This is a genomic window from Streptomyces asoensis (genome assembly GCF_016860545.1).
Taxonomy (GTDB): Bacteria; Actinomycetota; Actinomycetes; order Streptomycetales; family Streptomycetaceae; genus Streptomyces; species Streptomyces asoensis.
In genome coordinates, this window is record NZ_BNEB01000005.1 from 609,986 (window position 1) to 629,050 (window position 19,065).

A 19,065-nucleotide genomic window follows, 5' to 3' on the forward strand; every position below is an offset into this window, starting at 1 on the left:
GGGTCCCCGGCATGACAGCGCGCCGCCGCGGGCCCGGGACGGGAGCGGGAAGCCTGCTCGCGTCTCACACCCCGCCCGGGGTCCCCGCCGTACCGAGGAGGGCCGACAGCTGGGGGGAGTACGTGGCGTGCAGGACGAGTGCCGCGCTGCCCACCACCGCCGCGTCCGTGCCGAGCCACGACGCCTCGACCTCGACGACCCGGACGTGACGGGACAGCGGCCGGCTCGCGAGCGCGGCGGCGACGACCTCGACGTAGCGCGACTCGACGTGCTGGATGCCGTGGCCGCCGAGGACGATCAGGTCGACGTCGATGAAGTTCGCGATGTCGACGGCCACCGAGGCCACGTGCTCGGCGGTCTCGTCGATGACCGCGGCGGCCACCGGGTCGCCGGCCGCCGCGGCCACGCCGATCGCCGCATGGTCGACCGCCGCGGGATCCGCCGCGAACGTCCGGGCCAGCGCACTGTCCGGGTGCGGTCCGGCGGCGAGCCTGCGGTGCACCTCGGCGACGATGGCCGTGGGGTTGACGAGGCCTTCCAGGCAGCCCCGGTTGCCGCAGTAGCACTCCGGCCCGTCGGGCAGCACCGAGGAGTGCCCGAACTCCCCCGCGTTCAGTGAACCGCCCCTGTACACCTGGTGGTTGAGGATGAGACCGCCGCCGACACCGGTACCGAAGAAGAAGTAGGCGAAGTCCGCCACCCCCCTGCCCGCGCCCGACCAGCGCTCGCCGACCGCGGCGGCGGTGGCGTCGTTGTCGAGGGTGACGGGCAGGCCGGTCGCCTCGCTCAGCATGTGCTGCACCGGCACCCTGGTCCAGCGGGCGAGCTGGGGCGCGCCGACGATCGCGCCCGCCTCGAGATCGATCGGCCCCGGCGTGGCGAGACCGAGGCCGAGCACCTTGTCGCGCGCCACGCCCGTCTCGGCCAGCACGTCGGCGACCAGTTCCGCCATGTCCTTGACGACCTGGGCGGGGTCGGTCGCCGGGTCCGTGGGGCGCTTCTTGACCGTCAGCGGCCGTCCGAGCAGGTCGACCACGGTGCAGCTGAGCTCCACGGGATCGAAGTGCAGGCCGACGGCGTTGCCCGCCTCGGCGTTGATGCGCAGGGTGGTGCGCGGCTTGCCGCCGCTGGACACCCTGCTCGCGCCGTCCTCGCGCACGATGCCCTCGTCGAGCAGGCGGCGCACGATGCCCGAGACCGTCTGCGGGGTGAGGCCCGTGTGCTGCGCGATCTCGACGCGGCTGATGCCGTCGGCGAGCTGGATCTGGTCCAGGACGACGGCCCGGTTGTATCGCCCGACCTTGGGAAGGTTCGTTCCTGCCTGCCGCACGCACGGTCCTCTCTAGTTACCCCACGCCAACCTATCTCCCACAGCCCATTGACTTAGTAAAACAAATGGATTTAGTGTCCGGACCCGCAGACGAAATCTCGGACACGACGGCACAGGGCAGTGCCATCGGAGGCAAGTTGATGTCCATGCAATGCCGCAGGCCCGAAGGGTCGGGAGCGTCTCGGCGCGCCCCCGGCGGTGGGGAGCTCCGCTCATGAAGCCCACCGCCCCGAACCTGCTGGAGATGCGGTCGATCACCAAGACCTTCCCCGGCGTCACCGCGCTCGCCGACGTCAGTCTCGTCGTGCGGGACGGTGAGATCCACGCGATCTGCGGCGAGAACGGCGCCGGCAAGTCGACCCTCATGAAGGTGCTCAGCGGGGTCCACCCGTACGGCAGTTACACCGGCGAGATCGTCTTCCGCGGCGAGCAGGTCCGGTTCCACGACATCCGGGCCAGCGAGAAGGCCGGTATCGCGATCATCCACCAGGAACTGGCCCTGGTGCCCGGTATGTCGATCACCGAGAACCTGTTCCTGGGCAACGAGCCGCGCCGCCGCGGCGGCATCGACTGGAAAGCGGCCCAGCGCCGCGCCCTGGAGCTGATGGAGCGGGTCGGTCTCCGTGAGGACCCCGACACCCTGATCAAGGACATCGGCGTCGGCAAGCAGCAACTGGTCGAGATCGCCAAGGCGTTCGCGAAGGACGTCAAGCTGCTGATCCTCGACGAGCCGACCGCGGCGCTCAACGAGGACGACTCCCGGCACCTGCTGGACCTGCTGCGGGGCTTCCGCGAGCGGGGCATCACCTCGATCATCATCTCGCACAAGCTGAACGAGATCGAGGCGGTCGCCGACACCATCACCATCCTGCGCGACGGCCGCACCATCGAGAGCCTCGACGTGAAGGCCGACGGCGTCAACGAGGACCGCATCGTGCGGGGCATGGTCGGCCGGGAACTCGACAGCCGCTTCCCCGAGCACACCCCCGACCTCGGCGAGGTCTTCTTCGAGGTCCGTGACTGGACGGTGCGGCACCCCAGTTCGGACGAACGGCTGGTGTGCAAGGGCTCGTCGTTCCACGTGCGCCGCGGCGAGATCGTCGGTTTCGCCGGGCTCATGGGGGCCGGCCGCACCGAACTCGCGATGAGTCTCTTCGGCCGCTCCTACGGCACCTGGGTGTCCGGGCAGATCTTCAAGGACGGCGAGGAGATCAGGCTGCGGTCCGTGTCGGACGCCATCGGGCACGGACTGGCGTACGTCAGCGAGGACCGCAAGTCCATCGGCCTCAACCTGCTGGACGACATCAAGACCTCGATGGTGGCCGCCAAGCTGTCGAAGATCGCCCGGCGCCGCGTCATCGACCCCGTGCGCGAGCACCGGGTGGCCGAGGAGTACCGGCAGAGCCTGCGGATCAAGACGCCGGGCGTCGACGAGGGCGTCGTCAAGCTCTCCGGCGGCAACCAGCAGAAGGTCGTCCTGGCGAAGTGGATGTTCACCGACCCGGACCTGCTGATCCTCGACGAGCCGACCCGCGGCATCGACGTGGGCGCCAAGTTCGAGATCTACGGGATCATCCAGCGGCTCGTCGCGCAGGGCAAGGGGGTCATCGTCATCTCCTCCGAGCTGCCCGAGCTGATCGGCCTGTGCGACCGCATCTACACGGTGTTCGAGGGCACCATCACCGGCGACGTGGCGCGTGGCGACGCCGATCCGGAACTCCTGATGAAGCAGATGACCGCTACCAAGAAGAGCCGCACTCCATGAGCCGCATAACTGACCTTCAGAAGAACCTCTTCGGGGGCACGACCTCCAACGCCCGCCAGTTCGGCATGATCTCCACCCTGGTGGCGATCGTCCTGCTGTTCCAGATCTGGACCGACGGCCTGACGCTGACGTCCGGCAACCTGATCGCGGTCGTCAGCCAGTACTCGTACATCCTCATCCTGGCCATCGGCATGCTGATGGTGATCGTCGCCGGGCACATCGACCTGTCGGTCGGCTCCGTCGCCGCGTTCACCGGCATCGTCGTCGCCAAGGCGATGCAGGAGTACGACCTGCCGTGGCCCCTGGGCATCCTGCTCGGCCTGCTCGTCGGCGTGGCCATCGGCGCCTGGCAGGGATTCTGGGTCGCCTACATCGGCGTACCGGCCTTCATCGTCACGCTCGCCGGGATGCTGCTGTTCCGGGGCGGCAACCAGTACATCGGCAACGCCGACACGGTCCCGGTGCCCGAGGGCTTCCGCAAGATCGGCGCCGGCTTCCTGCCCGAGGTGGGACCGGACACCGGCTACAACAACCTGACGCTGCTGCTCGGCGCGGCCGCCTGCGCGGGCGTGGTCTGGCGCGAGTGGAAGGCACGGCAGACCCGCCAGGAGATGAAGGCCGACGCGGCGCCGCTGTGGGTCACCGGCATCCGCCTGGCCGTCATGATCGGCGTCATCGTCTTCGCGACGCTGCGCTTCGCCGGCGGCCGCGTCGGCACCAGCCTGCCGATCTCCGGCATCATCCTGATCGTCCTGGTCCTCGCGTACTCGCACTACACCCGCAACACCATCGGCGGCCGCCACATCTACGCCGTCGGCGGCAACGCGCGCGCCGCCGAACTGTCCGGTGTGAAGCTCAAGCGGGTCAACTTCCTGGTCATGACGAACATGTCGGTGCTGGCCGCACTGGCCGGCATGATCTTCGTCGCCCGTTCCTCGGCCTCCGGACCGCAGGACGGCCTGAGCTGGGAACTGGACGCCATCGCGGCCGTGTTCATCGGCGGCGCGGCGGTCTCCGGAGGCCTGGGCACCGTCAGCGGCTCGATCGTCGGCGGTCTGGTCATGGCGCTGCTCAACAACGGCCTCCAACTGGAGGGCGTCGGCTCCGACATGGTCCAGATCATCAAGGGTCTGGTCCTCCTGCTCGCCGTCGCCTTCGACGTCTACAACAAGAGCCAGGGACGGTTCTCGATCATCGGAACACTGACGCGCCCGTTCCGGCGGGACGACGTGCCGGCGCCGCCTTCCGCGGCGGCCCCGGACTCCGGCGCCGACAAGGCCACGATCGCGGGCTGACGGCACAGCCCGCACCGCCCTCAGCCGCACACGACGGCACACCGCACCACGGCAACCAGCACCGCACGAAGGGGCCAACTCCACCATGCGCACAATCGTCATCAGAAGCATCGCCGCCGTCGGCGCCGCCGCCCTGCTCACCCTGGGCACGGCCTGCTCCAACGAACGAGAGGGCTCCACCGGCAGCGACAGCGCCGACGCCAAGGGCTTCGCGAAGGACTCGCTGATCGGCGTCGCCCTGCCCGCCAAGACCTCGGAGAACTGGGTGCTCGCCGGCGACCTGTTCACCGGCGGCCTCAAGGACGCGGGCTTCAAGGCCGACGTCCAGTACGCGGGCGCCTCGACCACCGTCGCCGACCAGCAGGCGCAGATCTCCTCCATGGTCACCAAGGGCGCGAAGGTCATCGTCATCGGCGCCACGGACGCCTCGCAGCTCGCGACCCAGGTGAAGCAGGCCAAGGACGAGGGCGCCACCGTCATCGCCTACGACCGGCTCATCACCAACACCCCCGACATCGACTACTACATCGCCTTCGACAACTTCAAGGTCGGCCAGTTGCAGGGCCAGGCGCTGGTCGACGGCATGAAGGCGAAGAAGCCGAAGGGGCCGTGGACGATCGAGCTGTTCTCCGGTTCACCGGACGACAACAACTCCAAGGTCTTCTTCGACGGGGCGATGAGCGTGCTGAAGCCCTTGATCGACAAGGGCGACATCGTTGTCGGCTCGGGACAGCGCGACATCAAGCAGACCGCGACCCAGGGCTGGAAGGCCGAGAACGCCCAGCAGCGGATGGACTCGCTGCTGACCTCCGCCTACGGCGGCAAGAAGACCCTCGACGGCGTCCTGTCCCCCAACGACACCCTCGCCCGCGCGATCCTCACGTCGGTCAAGGGCGCCGGCAAGCCGGTCCCGGTCGTCACGGGCCAGGACTCCGAGGTCGAGTCCGTGAAGTCGATCATGGCGGGCCAGCAGTACTCGACCATCAACAAGGACACCCGCAAGCTCGTCGCGGAGACCGTCAACATGGTCAAGGCCCTCCAGAAGGGCGACAAGCCGACCATCAACGACACCAAGTCGTACGACAACGGCGTCAAGGTCGTCCCGTCCTACCTCCTGCCGCCGGTCATCGTGACCAAGGAGAACGCGGCCGAGGCCTACGCGAACGACCCCAAGCTGGCGCCGCTCACCAAGTAGCGCCGACCACCGCGGCGGCCCGCCCCGAAAGGCTCTCCGGGGCGGGCCGCCGCCGTCCGCCTCCGGCGAGCGGCTCAGCGGGGCGCGCGGGCCGCCGCCCCGGCCTCGCCCGCGGCGGCGAGGTACGCGCGTACCAGCGGCCGTTCGTCGTCCCGCGCGGCGGCCACCGCCAGCCGCGACGGGGACAGACCCCGGACGGGCAGGGCGATCACGCCGTCGCGGACCACCAGCGGGGCGTTGCCCGCGGCCAGCAGCGCCACCCCCTGGCCCGCGGCGACCGCCTCGTGGGTCTCCTCGGCGCCGGCCACCACCGCGCCGATCCGGGGCGGGCGGCCGTCACGGGCGTCCAGGGCGAGCCAGTGGTCGCGCAGCGGCCCGGCCTCGGGCGGCAGGGCGAGGAACGGCTCCTCCAGCAGGTCGGCGAATTCCACCGCTCCCTCCGGGTCGGCCGCGGCCCGCTCCGCCAGGGGATGCCCCTGCGGCAGGGCGACGAGCCGGGGCTCACGGGCCACCACCACGTACCGGTACCGGGCCTCGTCCGGCAGCGGCAGCCAGACGAAGGCGACATCGCTGGATCCGTCCGCCAGCCCGGCGCTGGGATCGGCCCAGCCGACCTGGCGCAGCACGGTCCGCGCGTCCGGATGCCGGGAGACCAGACGGGTGCGCAGCGCGGGCAGCAGTCCGCGGCCCGGTCCGGTGGACATGCCGATCACCAGGGTCCGCAGACCGGTGTCCCTCGCCTCGTCGACCGCCTCCTGCGCAGCCCGCCAGGCGGCCAGCACCTCATGGGCGTGCGGCAGCAGGGCCTCCCCCACCGGGGTCAGGCGCACGGTGCGCCGGTCCCGTCGGAACAGGACCACGCCCAGATGCTTCTCCAGCATCCGGATCTGCTTGCTCAGCGCGGGCTGGGAGACGAACAGCCGCTCGGCGGCGCGGGTGAAGCTCAACTCCTCGGCGACCGCGGTGAAGTAGCGGAGGTCGCGCCCGTGGATGTCCATGACGCATGGCTATCACAAAGGGTCTTGGACGCGGACCCGGCGCCCGGCGGAGGATGGGATCCGCCGGCGGGGAGCCCCCGACGGCGGCCTACGAGGGAGACGACGATGAGCGGGAACGCCAGGGTGTGGCTGGTCACGGGCGCGAGCAGCGGCTTCGGACGGGCCGTCGCCGAGGCCGCGGTCGCCGCCGGTGACACGGTGATCGGGACGGCGCGGCGGACCGGAGGGCTGGACGACCTGGTCGCCGCGCACCCCGACCGGGTGGAGGCGATCGCTCTCGACGTCACCGACGGCGAGCGGATCGACGCGGTGGCGGCCGACGTCCTGGCCCGCTACGGCAGGGTGGACGTGCTGGTGAACAACGCCGGGCGCACCCAGGTCGGGGCGTTCGAGGAGACCACCGACCGGGAGCTGCGCGACCTGTTCGAGCTGCATGTGTTCGGACCGGCGCGGCTGACCCGGGCCCTGCTGCCGCAGATGCGGGAGCGGGGCAGCGGGTCGGTGGTGAACATCAGCAGTTTCGGCGGGCAGTTGTCGTTCGCCGGGTTCTCCGCCTACAGCGCGACCAAGGCGGCGCTGGAGCAGTTGTCGGAGGGCCTGGCCGACGAGGTGGCACCCTTCGGGATCAAGGTGCTGATCGTGGAGCCCGGCGCGTTCCGGACCGGCCTGTTCGGCAAGGGGGCCGCGTACTTCTCCGCGGAGAACCCGGCGTACGCCGAGAAGGTCGGCGCGACCCGGCGGCTGGTCCAGGGCGGTGACGGCAGCCAGCCCGGCGATCCGGCGAAGGCCGCCGCGGCGATCCTGCTGGCCCTGGACGCCGACGACACCCCGCTCCGTCTCGCCCTCGGCGGCGACGCGGTCGACTTCCTGACGGCGCACCTGGACTCGGTACGCGCCGAACTCGCCGCGTGGGAGAAGGTGTCCCGGGGGACGGACTTCGACGCCGGGGAGTGAGGGCGCGCGCCCGCGGGTGGCGGCCCCGGCGGCGCCCGTGCGCCGGGCCGCCGACCGCGCGGGCGGACCGACGTACCGGTCCGCCCGCCGGGTCGGGCCGCCCACCGCGTCGGGCGCCCCACACCCCGGCTCACCCCACCTCTTTTCACCTCATGGGTAGTTCACCAGGTTGGCCACGTTCGTCGCGGAACCGGACGGCCCGCCGCGGTCGTTGATGACGTGCCGGATCGTCCCGGTGCCGCCGAGCGAGACCGTCACCATGTTCTGGAAGCGCACGTTCGGGTTGGCCGGGACCTCGAAGGCGCGCTCGGCGGTGACGCTCGGGTCCACGTTGAAGTAGCAGTAGCTGCCGAGTCCGTAGGCCTGGTGGCTGGTGACCGTGTTCGCGACCTTGTAGGCGGCGTAGCCCTGGGTGGTCCCGTTCATCCAGGCCGCCTGGGTGGGCGGGTCGTAGGGCATCTCGTTCTGGTAGAAGTACGTCCGCCCGCCGTTGCCGTTCCACACGGTCTGGTACTTGCGGTAGTGCTCGACGAACAGGCCGTACATGGTGACGTCGTCACCGTTGACGACGAGCCCGGTGTCCGCCGTGTTGGTGTTCCAGCCGACCCCGGTGCCGTGGTCGGCGCGCCAGATCCACATGTGGTCGCCGATGACGTCGTCGCTGTTGACGACGAGGCTGGTGGTCGCCTTGCCGACGGCGGCCCCGCCGACCCGGAAGTAGACGTCGTGCAGGGAGGTCGGGTTGCCGCTGTGGTCGGCGGCGGACCCGTTCGGGCCGATCTCCACCAGGGTCTGCGAGTTGGTGGTGCCGGCGTCGAAGAGGACGCCCGCGATCTTCACTCCGTCCACGTCGGCGACGGTCATGGCGGTGACGCCGTTGTCGGGGACGAACGTGGCGAGGCCCAGGCCGAGCACCACGGTGTCGGGGCGGGTCACCCGCAGCGTCTGGTCCAGGTGGTACACACCGGGTGTGACCAGCAGGTTCTTGCCTTCGGCGAGAGCCGCGTCGATCTGTGCGGCGGTCGCGCCCGGCTTGACGACGAAGAACTGGTCGATACCGAGCGAGGTGCCCGGGGCGGTCCCGTCGGCCCAGGTGGTGGCCGAGGAATTGGTCCGCACGGACGGGACGAACACCTTGTAGGCACCGGCCGCGTCCACGTACAGGAAGGGCTTCTCCCGCACCGTGGGGGTCTGGGCGACGGTGGTGTAGGGCGGGTTGGGGAAGCTGTTGCCGGGCACGCCCTGACTGCCGACGAAGACCATGTTCCAGTTGGAGCCCGTCCAGCTGCCGAGCCGCGAGTTGCGGGTCAGCCACTGCTGCTGGGTGCCCGAGCGCACCTGGCCGTCGATCTTGCTGTCGGCCATGAACCCGCCGCTGGACCAGCCGCCGTCGCTCAGTTCCAGGTTGCCGCGCACATGCATGCGCCGGTATCCGGAGGCCTGCGACACCGCCCAGCGGTCGGTTCCGCCGGTCGGGTTGACGGAGAGGTTCTCGGCTCCGCGCCAGAAGTTCTGGGTGGCGTTCTGCGGCGGGAACCAGTCGGCCTCCACATGGACCGCGCCGTTGACGGTGACCGAGTCGGGTGACTGGCCGAGGCCCAGGACCTGGGTGTAGAAGCCGACGTTGACGTCGTTGTTGTACGTGCCGGGCTTGAACATCACCGCGTAGCGCTGGGAGCCGAACTGGTTCGTCTCCTGCTGGTGGAAGATCGAGTTCAGCCGGCTCTGGATCGTGGACGAGGGCATCGACGGGTCGAAGACGACGACGTTGGGGCCGAGGTCGACGTCCCCGGGCGCGGTGCTCACGGGCGTGACCTGGAAGCGCTGGGCGGCGGTGCCGTTGCAGGTGTACTGCACCAGCTGGACGCTGTCGGCCGTCGAGGCGGAGGGGACGTCGAGGCACTTGCCGCTGTTGCGGTTGACGAAGCGGTACGCGCCGCCGCCCTCGTCGACGGGCTGCCACTGCTGGTTGGCGCCGCCGCCGTAGGTCCACAGGTGCACGGCCGCGTTGTCGGCCGTGGAGACGTCGCTGACGTCCACGACCTGCTGGGCGTCGTTGCGGCTGCCGATCCGCACGTATCCGTCACCGGTGGAGGTGAAGTTCCACTGCTGGGCGGCGCTGTTGTTGCAGGCGTACTGCTGCACGACGGTGCCGTTCACGGTGGCGGCCGCCCGGGCGTCCAGGCATTTGCCGCTGCCGGAGCTCACCACGGTGGACCAGCCGGTGGGCAGGGCGGCGGCGGCCCCGGCCGCGGCCCGGGCGGGCTGGCCCCCGGTGAACAGGGAGAGGGCCGTGGCCGCGGCCACGCAGGCCGCGGCCCAGGGGGCCGCGAGGGATGGTCTGGGGATGCGGAGCACGTCTTCTCCTGTGCCGACACAGCGGCGTGAGGGGGGTGGGGGGGAGGAACCGGGCGTCCGGGCCGCGGGGGCGGCTCAGCCGGCGTACTGCGCGAAGACCCGGGTGAAATCCCAGGGCTGCTGGGCCACGCCCGAGCAGGTGTCGGCGCCGCCGCCGGTGCAGGGCCGGTCGCGGTTGACCGACCAGAAGGTCAGCCGGGCCAGGTGACGCTGCTGGGCGTAGGCCAGGATGGTGCGGAAGTCGGCGACGGTCACGGTCTCGCTGTTGTCGGTGATGCCGTTCATCGAGGAGATGCCGGTGCGCCGGTAGGCCTGGTCGTCCGAGTAGCCGTACGCGTTCTTCACCGCGGTCTTGAGCCCCTCGGCCGCCCGGACGGTGAGCTGGCCCATGTTCTGGCCCGCGCCGCCGAAGTCGAACGGCATGATCGTCCAGCTGTCCACGGTGAGTCCGGAGGCGGCGGCCCTGCCGATCAGGCTGCTGTCGGGGCCGGTCTGGCCGGTGCCGAAGGTGACGTACACCTTGATACCCGGGTTGTCGGCCTTGACGGTCTTCAGCGCGTCGACCGTGCGCTGCTGCACGGTCGGGCTGTCGTAGGCCGCGGCCTCGATGTCGATGTCGATCGCCTTGAGCCCGTAGGCGTTGATGACCTTCTGGTAGGCGGCGGCCAGTTCGCCCGCGCTGCCGCAGGAGCTCTCCAGCTTGTTGCCGCTCCAGCCGCCGAACGACGGGATCACGTCGCCGCCCGCCGCCCGGACCGTGCCGATGGTCTGCTGGTCGACTCCGCCGGTGAGCGGACGGCCGCCGTCCCACTGCGGGTTGCAGTAGCCGTTGCTCAGGACGAAGGCAAGCGTGAACCACTTGACGCCGGTCGCGTTCATCACGGTGGTGGGGCTGGGCGGGCTGCCCCAGCCGTTGTAGAGGTAGGGCGCGACGGCCATGGCGCCGGGACCTGGCGACGGCTCTCCCCCGCCGGCGGGTGCCGTCCACTTCTGGTTGGCGGCGCCGGTACAGGTCCAGATCTGCAACGGGGTGCCGTTCGCCGAGCTGTTGCCGGTGGCGTCCAGGCACTTGTCCGCCTGCGGGTTGACGATGTCCCGAGCGGCGCTGACCGTCCACTGCTGCGCCGCGCTGCCGTTGCACGTCCACAGCTGGGTCCGCGTCCCGTCGGCGGTGCCGCCGGAAGCGACGTCGAGACACTTGCCCAGGGCGCGGATCGTGCCGTCCGCGCCCACGGTCCACTGCTGGGCCGCGGTGCCGTTGCAGTCGTACAGCTGCACGGCCGTGCCGTCGGCGGTGGCGGCGCCCGCGATGTCGACGCACTTGCCGCCGACGCCGGTGATCTGTCCGGTGGCCGCCGCGGCGCCGCTGGCCGGGGTGCCGGTCAGGCCGGTGAGCAGCGCGGCGACGGCCGCGGTGCCCAGCGCGCCGCGGACCGCGCGTCGGTGCGTGGATCTCGTGGTCATCGGGTCACCGTCCACTTCTGCTGGGTGGCGCCGGTGCAGGTCCAGATCTGCAACCGGGTTCCGTTGGCCGAACCGCCGCCCGCGGCGTCCAGGCACTTGTTCGCCTGCGGGTTGACGATGTCCCGGGCCGCGGGGACGGCCCACTGCTGGGCGGCGGTGCCGTTGCAGTCGTACAGCTGGACGGGGGTGCCGTCGGCGGTGCCGCCCGAGGCGACGTCCAGGCACTTGCCCAGGGCGCGGATCGTGCCGTCCGCGCCGACCGTCCACTGCTGGGCCGCGGTGCCGTTGCAGTCGTACAGCTGCACGGCGGTCCCGTTGGCGGGGTTGGCCCCGGCCACGTCCACGCACTTGCCGCCGATGCCCGTGATGGGACCGCTGCCGCCCGGCTGGGCCGTGTCGGTGCTGACGCGGACGTAGTCGACGAGGAGTTGCTGGGGCAGCGCGGTGCTGCCGTCGGGGTCGCCCGGCCAGTAGCCGCCGACGGCGAGGTTGAGGATCACGAAGAAGGGCTTGTCGAAGACCCACTGCCGACCGCCGAGGTCGGCGGGCGTGCGCCGCTGGTAGACGGTGCCGTCGACGGACCAGGTGATCGCGTTCGGGCTCCAGTCGACGGCGAAGGTGTGGAAGGCGTCGGCGAAGGCCTGTCCGCCGGGCAGGGTGTACCCGGCGCCGATGCCCCCGGAGCCGGAGTAGCCCGGGCCGTGCAGGGTGCCGTGCACCGTGGACGGTTCGAAGCCCACGTTCTCCATGACGTCGATCTCACCCGAGGCGGGCCAGCCGACCTGGCCGATGTCGTTGCCCAGCATCCAGAAGGCGGGCCACATGCCCTGTCCGCGGGGGATCTTCATCCGTGCCTCGACCCGGCCGTACGTCGTGGTGAACCGGCCGGAGGTGTTCAGGCGGGCCGAGGTGTACTCGCACCGTCCGTACCAGCACTGGTAGTTGCCCGGGTTCTCCCGGCGGGCGGTGATCACCAGGTGGCCCTGGCCGTCCAGGGCGGCGTTGCGGTTGCCCGCGGTGTAGTACTGCCGCTCGTGGTTGTTGACGTTGTCGCCGGTCTCGGTCTGCCAGCGGGCGCCGTCCACCGCGGCGCCGGCGGGGCCGTCGAACTCGTCGGAGAACGTGACGGCGGCCGCTGCGGCGGATGCGGCGACGCGTGCGGCGGGTGCGGCCGGGGTGGGGGACGCGCCCTGCGCCGCTCCGGTGGACAGCGACGCGAAGGCGAGGAGCGAGGCCAGCGGCAGGAGCAGGCGCCTGGGCAGGCTCGGAGAGGTCATGGCTCTCCCTTCATGGTGCACGACGGACAGTCACGACATGATCATGACATCCGTGGGCGCGGAAGGACGGACGGCCCGACCGCGCCTCATGGGTGGGGGGTGTGAACCGGCCCTGACGAGGCCTTAGTTCACTACGTGATTTAAGAAGTGAGTAATGACCCTGTCAAGAGTCTGGTATGGACCAGTTGCGGGGCGTGCCGACCGCCGCCGCTCCGAAGAGGCAGGATGGACGCATGAGCGTAGTCAAGATCAACGTACTGACGGTCCCGGCGGAGCAGCGGGAGACCCTCGAGAAGCGGTTCGCCGCACGGGCGCACGCCGTGGAGAACTCCGACGGCTTCGAGTGGTTCGAACTCCTCCGCCCGGTCGAGGGCACCGACACCTACCTCGTCTACACCCGCTGGCGTGACGAGGAGTCGTTCCGGGCCTGGCTGGAGGGCCCCATGAAGGCGGCGCACCAGGGCGGCGGCGAGGGCGGCCCCGCGGGTGAGCGTCCCAAGCCCGCGGCCACGGGCTCCACCCTGTGGTCCTTCGAGGTGGTGCAGCAGACGGCGCCCGGGGGCGAGTGAACCCGGCCGGTCCTGCCCGGCGAGTGCAGCCGGCCCCTCGTCGCCGGCGGCGTGGACCCGCCCCCTCCGATGACCGGAGGCGGGTCCCCGCCGCCGGCGGCTCTCACCCGACCGGCTCGCCGATACCGAGGAGGTTCCCCTCGCTGTCCCGGAACCAGGCCGCGCGCTCCCCGCGCGCACCCTTGCTCGGGTAGTTCCCGGCGACCTCCGCGATCCCGTCCTTCGTGACGAGCCCCGGAGCGTCGACCTCCTCGAACACCACGCCCCGGCTCCTGAGCTCGGCCACGACGGCCTCGACGTCGCCGACCTCCCATCCCATCTGGGTGAACGAGCCGGGTGCGGAGCCCGCCGACGCGAACAGGGCGAACTCCGTTCCTCCGCACCGGTACAGCAACCCGCCGGGACGTTCGTCGACGGGCTCCAGACCGAGCCGCTCGGCGTAGAAACGCCGCGCCCGCTCCAGGTCCTGGGCGGGCAGCCGGGTCGCCACGCGCCCCCGGGCCAGCATGTTCCTGTCGTCCGCGTTCATACCTCCGCTTTCCCGCAGGCCGGCCCCCGAAGCCGGTCGCGGCGGGCTCACGTGGGCCGTCCGCCGAACTGCCAGTCGTGGACCTCCACGTCCGCGTAGGCGTGCGGGGACAGGACGGCCCGTGCCGCGTCCGGGTCCGGGGCTCTGAGCAGCACCGCCGTCCCCACCGAGGTGACACCGTCGTCGGACAGCAGCGGGCCGTAGGCGATCAGCTCGCCGCGGTCGGACGGTACGGCGGGACGGGCGTCCCGCTCCGGACCCAGACCGAGGACCAGGTAGCGGTCCCCGCCGGTGCGGCCGCCGGGGAACTCCCACATGGTGCGCCCCAGCAGGTTGCGCCATCTGCGCACCAGCACGTCCCGGTACACACCGGCCTGGTAGTTCGGCTCGTCGAACGCGAACGCGCGGGCGGCGGCGGGATCCGGGAGGTCGACGATGTGCACGCTGCCGCTGGCGGTGACACCGTCGGCGGCGAACGTCGGACCCCGGGCGATCATCTCCGCCGCGTACCGGTCCATGTAGGACCAGTGCTCCTCGATCAGCTCGTCGCGCAGCGCGCCGGAACCTGACCGGTCACGGTGATAGCAGAAGAACTCCATGGTCACAGACCATCGCCGAGTCGCCCCGCCGACTCAACAGGTTTGCCGCCGCGTGATCGCCCGCGTTCGCTGCGGATCCGGGCACCGAATGTGTCAACACCGTTCCAGGAACATCAACTTGACGCGTCATCATATAGTTGCGGACGGCTCGCGGTGCTCCCCTGTCCCCCGCCGCGCGGCCCGACCCCACCGGAAAGGCACGACCCTGCGGAACGAATCACGCAGCCGCATCGACGACGCCTCCGCCGCCCTGCCCTCGCCCCGCCGGTCGGCGTTCTCCCCCGCGGCCGACGTCATCGGCTCCGAACTCGACCTGCGCATGACCGGCAGCCACATCGTCCACGCGCTGACCCCCGGATTCTGCGACGCCGCCGCCGTCTACCTGCTGGAGCGGTGGCGCGTCGAGGAGAGCGCCCATCCGTCCGCCGGGGTGTCGGGGATCGAGGCGCGCCGGATGGCGCTGCGCGTCGGACCGGGGGCGCTGGAGGACTGGGAGGGCGTGCTGCCCGTCGGCGAGGTGATCGCCTTCCCGCGCGAGACGCCGTACGCCCGCGCCCTCGCCGCCGGCCAGGCGCAGGTGCTCGACGCCGTGGACCCGTACACCTCCGACCGGTTGATCGCCTCCGGCGACGGCGAGGCGCGCCTCGGCGACCTGCTGAGCGTGGCGTCCTTCCTCGTCGTGCCGCTGCGGTTGCGGGACGTGCCGGTCGGCTTCGTCACCTGCACCCGGGGGCCGGGGCGCGCGCCCTTCGCGCCTTCGGACGTGGCCGCCGTGGAGGCGCTGGCCGCGCGGGCCGCCGTCGCCCTCGACAACGGACGCCAGTACGAGCGCGAGCGGCGGACCTCGCTGGCCATCCGCAACAGCCTGCCGCCCGGCACCGCCCAGGAGTTCGCTGGCTGCCGGACGGCCCACGGCTGTCTGCCCGCCGGGCAGGGCAACCTCGTCGGCGGCGACTGGTCGGACGTGCTGAAGCGGCCGGGCGACCGGGTCAGCCTGATCGTCGGGGACGCCATGGGGCACGGGCCGGAGTCGGCCGTCGCGATGATCCAGCTGCGCACCGCCGTCCGCACCCTGGCGGGGCTCGACATCTCCGCGGCCGATCTCATAGGACGGCTCGACGCCCTCGCCGGGGACTCCCCCGGCGTGTCCTTCGCGACCTGCATCTACGCCGAGTGGGACGCCCGGCGCCGCACCTGCACCCTGGTCGGCGCGGGCCACCCGCCCCCGCTGCTGCGCGGCCCCGACGGCCGCACGGCCCCGGTCACCCTGACCGGGGCCGGCCTGCCCCTCGGGCTCGGCGCGGGCAGCTACGAGGAGACCGTGCTGAGCGTCCCCGATCCGGCCCTGCTGGTGCTCTACAGCGACGGCCTGGTCGAGTCCCGCGACGCCGACATCGACCAGGAGATCACCCGCCTGGCGCGCACCGTGGACGCGGCGGCGGCCGTCGGGCCCGTGCTCGGCGACGGCCCCGACGCCCTGCCGTCCCTGTGCCACCGCCTCCTGCACTCCCCGACCGGCACCCCCGCCTCCGACGACCGCACCCTCCTCCTGGCCGAACTGACCCCGGCGGGCGGCTGAGCCGTCGGCCGGGGCGGCCCGACCGACCGACCGCGGGGGCTTCCGCCCGCTCCGGTGACGTTCGGTCAGGGGCAGTCGTAGGCGAGGTGGCCGGTGGTGGTGCGGTCGAGGGGCGAGACGAGGTGGAGCTGGGCCCGGGCCGCGTAGTGGCCCTTGCCCTGGAAGGTCCACAGCAGGTGCAGACGTGCCTGCCGCTGGCCCCGGACCACCACTTCCCGCAGGACGCCGGAGGCGGTGCCGTCGCTGCGGGTCCAGCGGTAGGAGAGGGTGCCCGGACGGCCGTCCGTGGTGACGACGCCGACGATGTCCGCGGTGCCGTCGCACCCCACGGCCGTGGGCCGGGCCGCGACGTCCACCGAGCGCACCGCCACGGGCGGCCCGAGACGCTGCCAGGCGAGGAATGCGACAACCAGGACGATCACCAGGACCGGCAGGGCGTGCCTGCGCACCCGCGAGGGTGCGGCGGGCCTCGGCACGGCGGGCAGTGTCCGGTGGGTGCGCTGCGCGACGGCGGCGCTCACGCCCGGGCCGAAGCGCAGCACGGTGCCCTCGACCCGATCCGGCGCCGGATCCGGCAGGTTCCTTGTGGTGGGGGGCCCGACGAGGGTGGCTTGCGGCTCGGGCCGCTGGATCCAGTGACTGGCCAGCACGGTGGCGCTGTACTCGGCGTCGGCGGAGCCGTGTTCGCCGGCCGGGGCGGGCTTGTCGGCCGGGGCGCGATCGCCGACCGGGGCGAGCGCCCGGGTGGGCTCGTCGTTCTCGGCGGACGCGGGGGCGCGGTCGTTCGGAGCGGTCATCGGATCTCACACTGCCTGGTCACGAGCTGCTGCGAGGCGCCGCCGTCGCTGGAGGCGGGGGTGGTCGTGACCCGCACCGTCCAGTAGCAGCCCTGGTTCTGGAAGGTGTGGTCGGCCGTGAGGGTGTACCGGGTGGCCCCGCTGCGCCGGAAGGTCTGGGGCGCGCCGTCCGCGGTGCCGAGCCCTCGTGCGCTGTCACCGGTGAACCAGGCGACCGTGATGGTGAGCGGGCCGGTTCCGTCCGTGGTGACGTCGACGGTCGCCGTGGCGGTCGTCGGACCCGTCTGCCGCAGGCCCGTCACGGTGACGTCCTTGACGGCGGGAGCGGACGGCTCCGACGCGGTGGGGGACGCCGTCGTCGGCGTCGCCCCGGTGGTCGGCGTCGCCTCCGCGGTCGGCTCGCCGGGCGTGGTCGGTTCCCCGGCCGCGGTCGCGCTCGTGGACTCCGAGGGGGCGCCGGTACCCGCGGTCGGCGTGCCCGGGGCCGAAAGGGCGGGGGAAGGGCCGGCCGACGTGGACGCGGAGGAGGAGGCCGAGGCCGACGCGGCAGGAGCGGTGGGCTCTACGGGGTCCGCGGCGGGTCGGGCGCTGGTGGTGGCCAGGGCCTGCGCCGCCTGTTGCGCGGCAGCTCCCGGGCCGGGCTGGAGGCCGTAGGACAGCAGGACGCCCAGCACGAGGGCCGCACCGGACACGAGCATCCCCGTCCGGCCGGGCAGCCACCGCTGCACCCGGCCGGGGCGCGGCGGCCGGCGCAGGACGGTGCGGGCGGTGTCGGTGGTGGTCTGCGGGGCGCTGCGGGCCGAGGGCAGCAGCAGCGGGAGCAGGGCCACCACCGCGGCGAGCCGGCCGCGGCCGCGTTCCTCCCAGTCGGGGCCGTAGGCGGCGCCGGCGGCCGCCTCCAGCTCCGTGACGAACTCCTCGGCGTGTCCGGGACGTTCCGCCGGGTCCTTGGCGAGGCCCCGCCGCACCAGCTCCCGCACGGCCTCGGGGACCTCGCCGACGGGGACGGGCGCGTCGATGTGCTGAAGGGCGAGTTCGGCGAGGTTGTCACCCGTGTAGGGCCGGTGGCTCGTCAGGCATTCGAAGAACGTGGCCGTGGCCGCGTACACGTCGGCGGCGGGAGAGGCGGGTGCGCCGGTCCACTGCTCCGGCGCCATGTAGGAGGGTGTCCCCGCGGCGCCGGCGCCGGCGCCGACGTCCACCGCGATGCCGAAGTCGACGAGCCGGGACGAACCGTCCGGCACGACCAGGACGTTCTCCGGTTTGTAGTCGCGGTGGACGACGCCGACACGGTGCGCGTCGGCCAGACCGAGCAGCGATCCCTTGAGGACCACGAGCGCGGCCTCGGGTTCGAACGGGGCCGCCCTGGTCAGCAGGGTCCGCAAGGAGACACCGTCCACCAGCTCCATCACGATGGCGGCGCCGTCCGGACTCTCCACGTACTCGTACAGACCGGCGACGTACGGGCTCTCCAGTCCGCCCAGGAGTCGTGCCTCCGCCCGGAACCCGCGCACGAAGCCCGGTCTGGTACGCAGCGACTCGCTGAGGTACTTGACCGCGACCGGCACGCCCGTCTCCTCGTGCACGGCCAGCACGACGCGCCCGCCGGCTCCGGCCCCGAGCTCCAGGGACTCGGCGTATCCGGGCACTGCCCATGTGTCCATTCCACCCCCCAAGGCGGTCGTGCGGTCCGTCTCCCGCCCCTCCGGGACCTCGCACCACGCAGGGGGAGACACATTTCCGGCCACCGCGGTTGCGGTCGGGCGCCGGTAAAGCCGGATATTTACCGCGTAAAGCGGCTCTTTTTTTAATCCCTTTCCCTCCCCACGAGCAAGCTTTAGGATCTTGATCTATTCAGCTCTTCGGACATAAGGATACAAATGGTAAATCGCACGTCGATCATGCGGAATCTGGCCACCGTCGGCATTACGGCCGCCGCGGCCGTCGCCCTCTCGGCGGCGCCTTCGTCCGCCGGTACGGACGTTCGCGTCAGTTCATATGTCTGTACCCATGTCGCCTGTGCGTACGAAGCGGCTGAAGCCTTCTTCATCTCCGACGGGGACGACTGGAAGGTGTGCGACCGTTACGCCGACGGTGACCGCGCCAAGATGTCCATCACCTTCGTCAACGACAACGGCAGCACCGAGACCGACTACCTGGACGCCACGGGCGGCGCCGGCTCCTGCGCGAAGGGTGGGGCCGGGGTCAACATCCCCGAGGGTCACAAGGTGACGGTCAAGGTCTGGCACCAGAACGGGGCCGTGGGGACGCCGCAGGACGTCGCCACCGCGACCGGCACCGCGTAGACGCGGCCGGTTTTCGACCCGGCGTGCGGGCCGCGTGCCCTTGTGGGCGG

The 19,065-nt window shown here is 71.7% G+C and carries 15 protein-coding genes and 1 pseudogene; 7 read left to right on the top strand and 9 right to left on the bottom strand.

Going from position 1 to position 19,065, the window contains the following annotated elements:
- Window positions 1-64 precede the first annotated feature (64 nt).
- Window positions 65-1,330 carry an ROK family transcriptional regulator gene (locus Saso_RS25830; protein ID WP_189924914.1) on the bottom strand — a complete coding sequence of 422 codons (1,266 nt, stop codon included), beginning with the start codon at window positions 1,328-1,330 and terminating at the stop codon, window positions 65-67.
- Between the two features lie 283 nt (window positions 1,331-1,613).
- On the opposite strand from Saso_RS25830, the pseudogene mmsA reads away from it, so the two are divergent.
- From mmsA to Saso_RS25845, 3 genes and pseudogenes are all read left to right on the top strand, one after another.
- Window positions 1,614-3,095: pseudogene (mmsA, locus tag Saso_RS25835) on the top strand (multiple monosaccharide ABC transporter ATP-binding protein); the annotation flags it as partial.
- Window positions 3,092-4,390 carry a multiple monosaccharide ABC transporter permease gene (gene mmsB / locus Saso_RS25840; protein ID WP_189924910.1) on the top strand — a complete coding sequence of 433 codons (1,299 nt, stop codon included), beginning with the start codon at window positions 3,092-3,094 and terminating at the stop codon, window positions 4,388-4,390. The pseudogene mmsA and the gene mmsB, both read left to right, overlap by 4 nt.
- Window positions 4,391-4,475: 85 nt before the next feature.
- Window positions 4,476-5,585 carry a substrate-binding domain-containing protein gene (locus Saso_RS25845; RefSeq protein WP_189924908.1) on the top strand — a complete coding sequence of 370 codons (1,110 nt, stop codon included), beginning with the start codon at window positions 4,476-4,478 and terminating at the stop codon, window positions 5,583-5,585.
- A gap of 74 nt (window positions 5,586-5,659) precedes the next feature.
- On the opposite strand, the gene Saso_RS25850 is transcribed toward Saso_RS25845, so the two are convergent.
- Entirely contained in the window at window positions 5,660-6,583 is a 924-nt protein-coding gene (locus tag Saso_RS25850; protein WP_189924906.1) for a LysR family transcriptional regulator, read from the bottom strand.
- A 105-nt stretch (window positions 6,584-6,688) separates the two neighbouring features.
- Between Saso_RS25850 and Saso_RS25855 the strand changes: the two genes are divergently transcribed.
- The gene (locus Saso_RS25855) at window positions 6,689-7,537 is read left to right on the top strand and encodes an oxidoreductase (protein WP_189924904.1); all 849 of its coding nucleotides are present in this window, start codon (window positions 6,689-6,691) and stop codon (window positions 7,535-7,537) included.
- A 150-nt stretch (window positions 7,538-7,687) separates the two neighbouring features.
- Here the strand turns inward: Saso_RS25855 and Saso_RS25860 are convergent, their stop codons facing one another.
- The 3 genes from Saso_RS25860 to Saso_RS25870 form a co-directional block, all read right to left on the bottom strand.
- The gene (locus Saso_RS25860) at window positions 7,688-9,886 is read right to left on the bottom strand and encodes an RICIN domain-containing protein (protein ID WP_372442539.1); all 2,199 of its coding nucleotides are present in this window, start codon (window positions 9,884-9,886) and stop codon (window positions 7,688-7,690) included.
- Window positions 9,887-9,970: 84 nt separating this feature from the next.
- Window positions 9,971-11,359 (bottom strand): chitinase, encoded by a 1,389-nt coding sequence (locus tag Saso_RS25865; RefSeq protein WP_189924900.1) that lies wholly within the window; start codon window positions 11,357-11,359, stop codon window positions 9,971-9,973.
- Window positions 11,356-12,636, bottom strand: coding sequence for a glycoside hydrolase family 16 protein (locus Saso_RS25870; RefSeq protein ID WP_189924898.1), 1,281 nt, complete (start codon window positions 12,634-12,636; stop codon window positions 11,356-11,358). The genes Saso_RS25865 and Saso_RS25870 overlap by 4 nt, the downstream gene beginning before the upstream one ends.
- Window positions 12,637-12,869: 233 nt before the next feature.
- Here Saso_RS25870 and Saso_RS25875 point away from each other — a divergent pair, with 233 nt between their 5' ends.
- Window positions 12,870-13,205, top strand: a complete 336-nt coding sequence (locus tag Saso_RS25875; RefSeq protein ID WP_189924896.1) for an antibiotic biosynthesis monooxygenase family protein — start codon at window positions 12,870-12,872, stop codon at window positions 13,203-13,205.
- A gap of 103 nt (window positions 13,206-13,308) precedes the next feature.
- On the opposite strand, the gene Saso_RS25880 is transcribed toward Saso_RS25875, so the two are convergent.
- Window positions 13,309-13,734 carry a VOC family protein gene (locus Saso_RS25880; protein ID WP_189924894.1) on the bottom strand — a complete coding sequence of 142 codons (426 nt, stop codon included), beginning with the start codon at window positions 13,732-13,734 and terminating at the stop codon, window positions 13,309-13,311.
- A 47-nt stretch (window positions 13,735-13,781) separates the two neighbouring features.
- A complete protein-coding gene (locus tag Saso_RS25885; RefSeq protein WP_189924892.1) occupies window positions 13,782-14,333 on the bottom strand; it encodes a YciI family protein in 552 nt (183 codons plus the stop codon).
- Window positions 14,334-14,451: 118 nt separating this feature from the next.
- Here Saso_RS25885 and Saso_RS25890 point away from each other — a divergent pair, with 118 nt between their 5' ends.
- Window positions 14,452-15,912: a PP2C family protein-serine/threonine phosphatase gene (locus Saso_RS25890; protein WP_229901399.1), complete on the top strand. Its 1,461-nt coding sequence runs from the start codon at window positions 14,452-14,454 to the stop codon at window positions 15,910-15,912.
- A gap of 65 nt (window positions 15,913-15,977) precedes the next feature.
- Here the strand turns inward: Saso_RS25890 and Saso_RS25895 are convergent, their stop codons facing one another.
- Both Saso_RS25895 and Saso_RS25900 read right to left on the bottom strand, forming a co-directional pair.
- Complete coding sequence (locus tag Saso_RS25895) at window positions 15,978-16,709, bottom strand: hypothetical protein (RefSeq protein ID WP_189924890.1); 732 nt, start codon at window positions 16,707-16,709, stop codon at window positions 15,978-15,980.
- Entirely contained in the window at window positions 16,706-18,373 is a 1,668-nt protein-coding gene (locus tag Saso_RS25900) for a serine/threonine-protein kinase (RefSeq protein WP_189924888.1), read from the bottom strand. Before Saso_RS25900 ends, Saso_RS25895 begins: the two co-directional genes overlap by 4 nt.
- 216 nt (window positions 18,374-18,589) lie before the next feature.
- On the opposite strand from Saso_RS25900, the gene Saso_RS25905 reads away from it, so the two are divergent.
- Entirely contained in the window at window positions 18,590-19,015 is a 426-nt protein-coding gene (locus Saso_RS25905; RefSeq protein WP_189924887.1) for a hypothetical protein, read from the top strand.
- Window positions 19,016-19,065 lie beyond the last annotated feature (50 nt).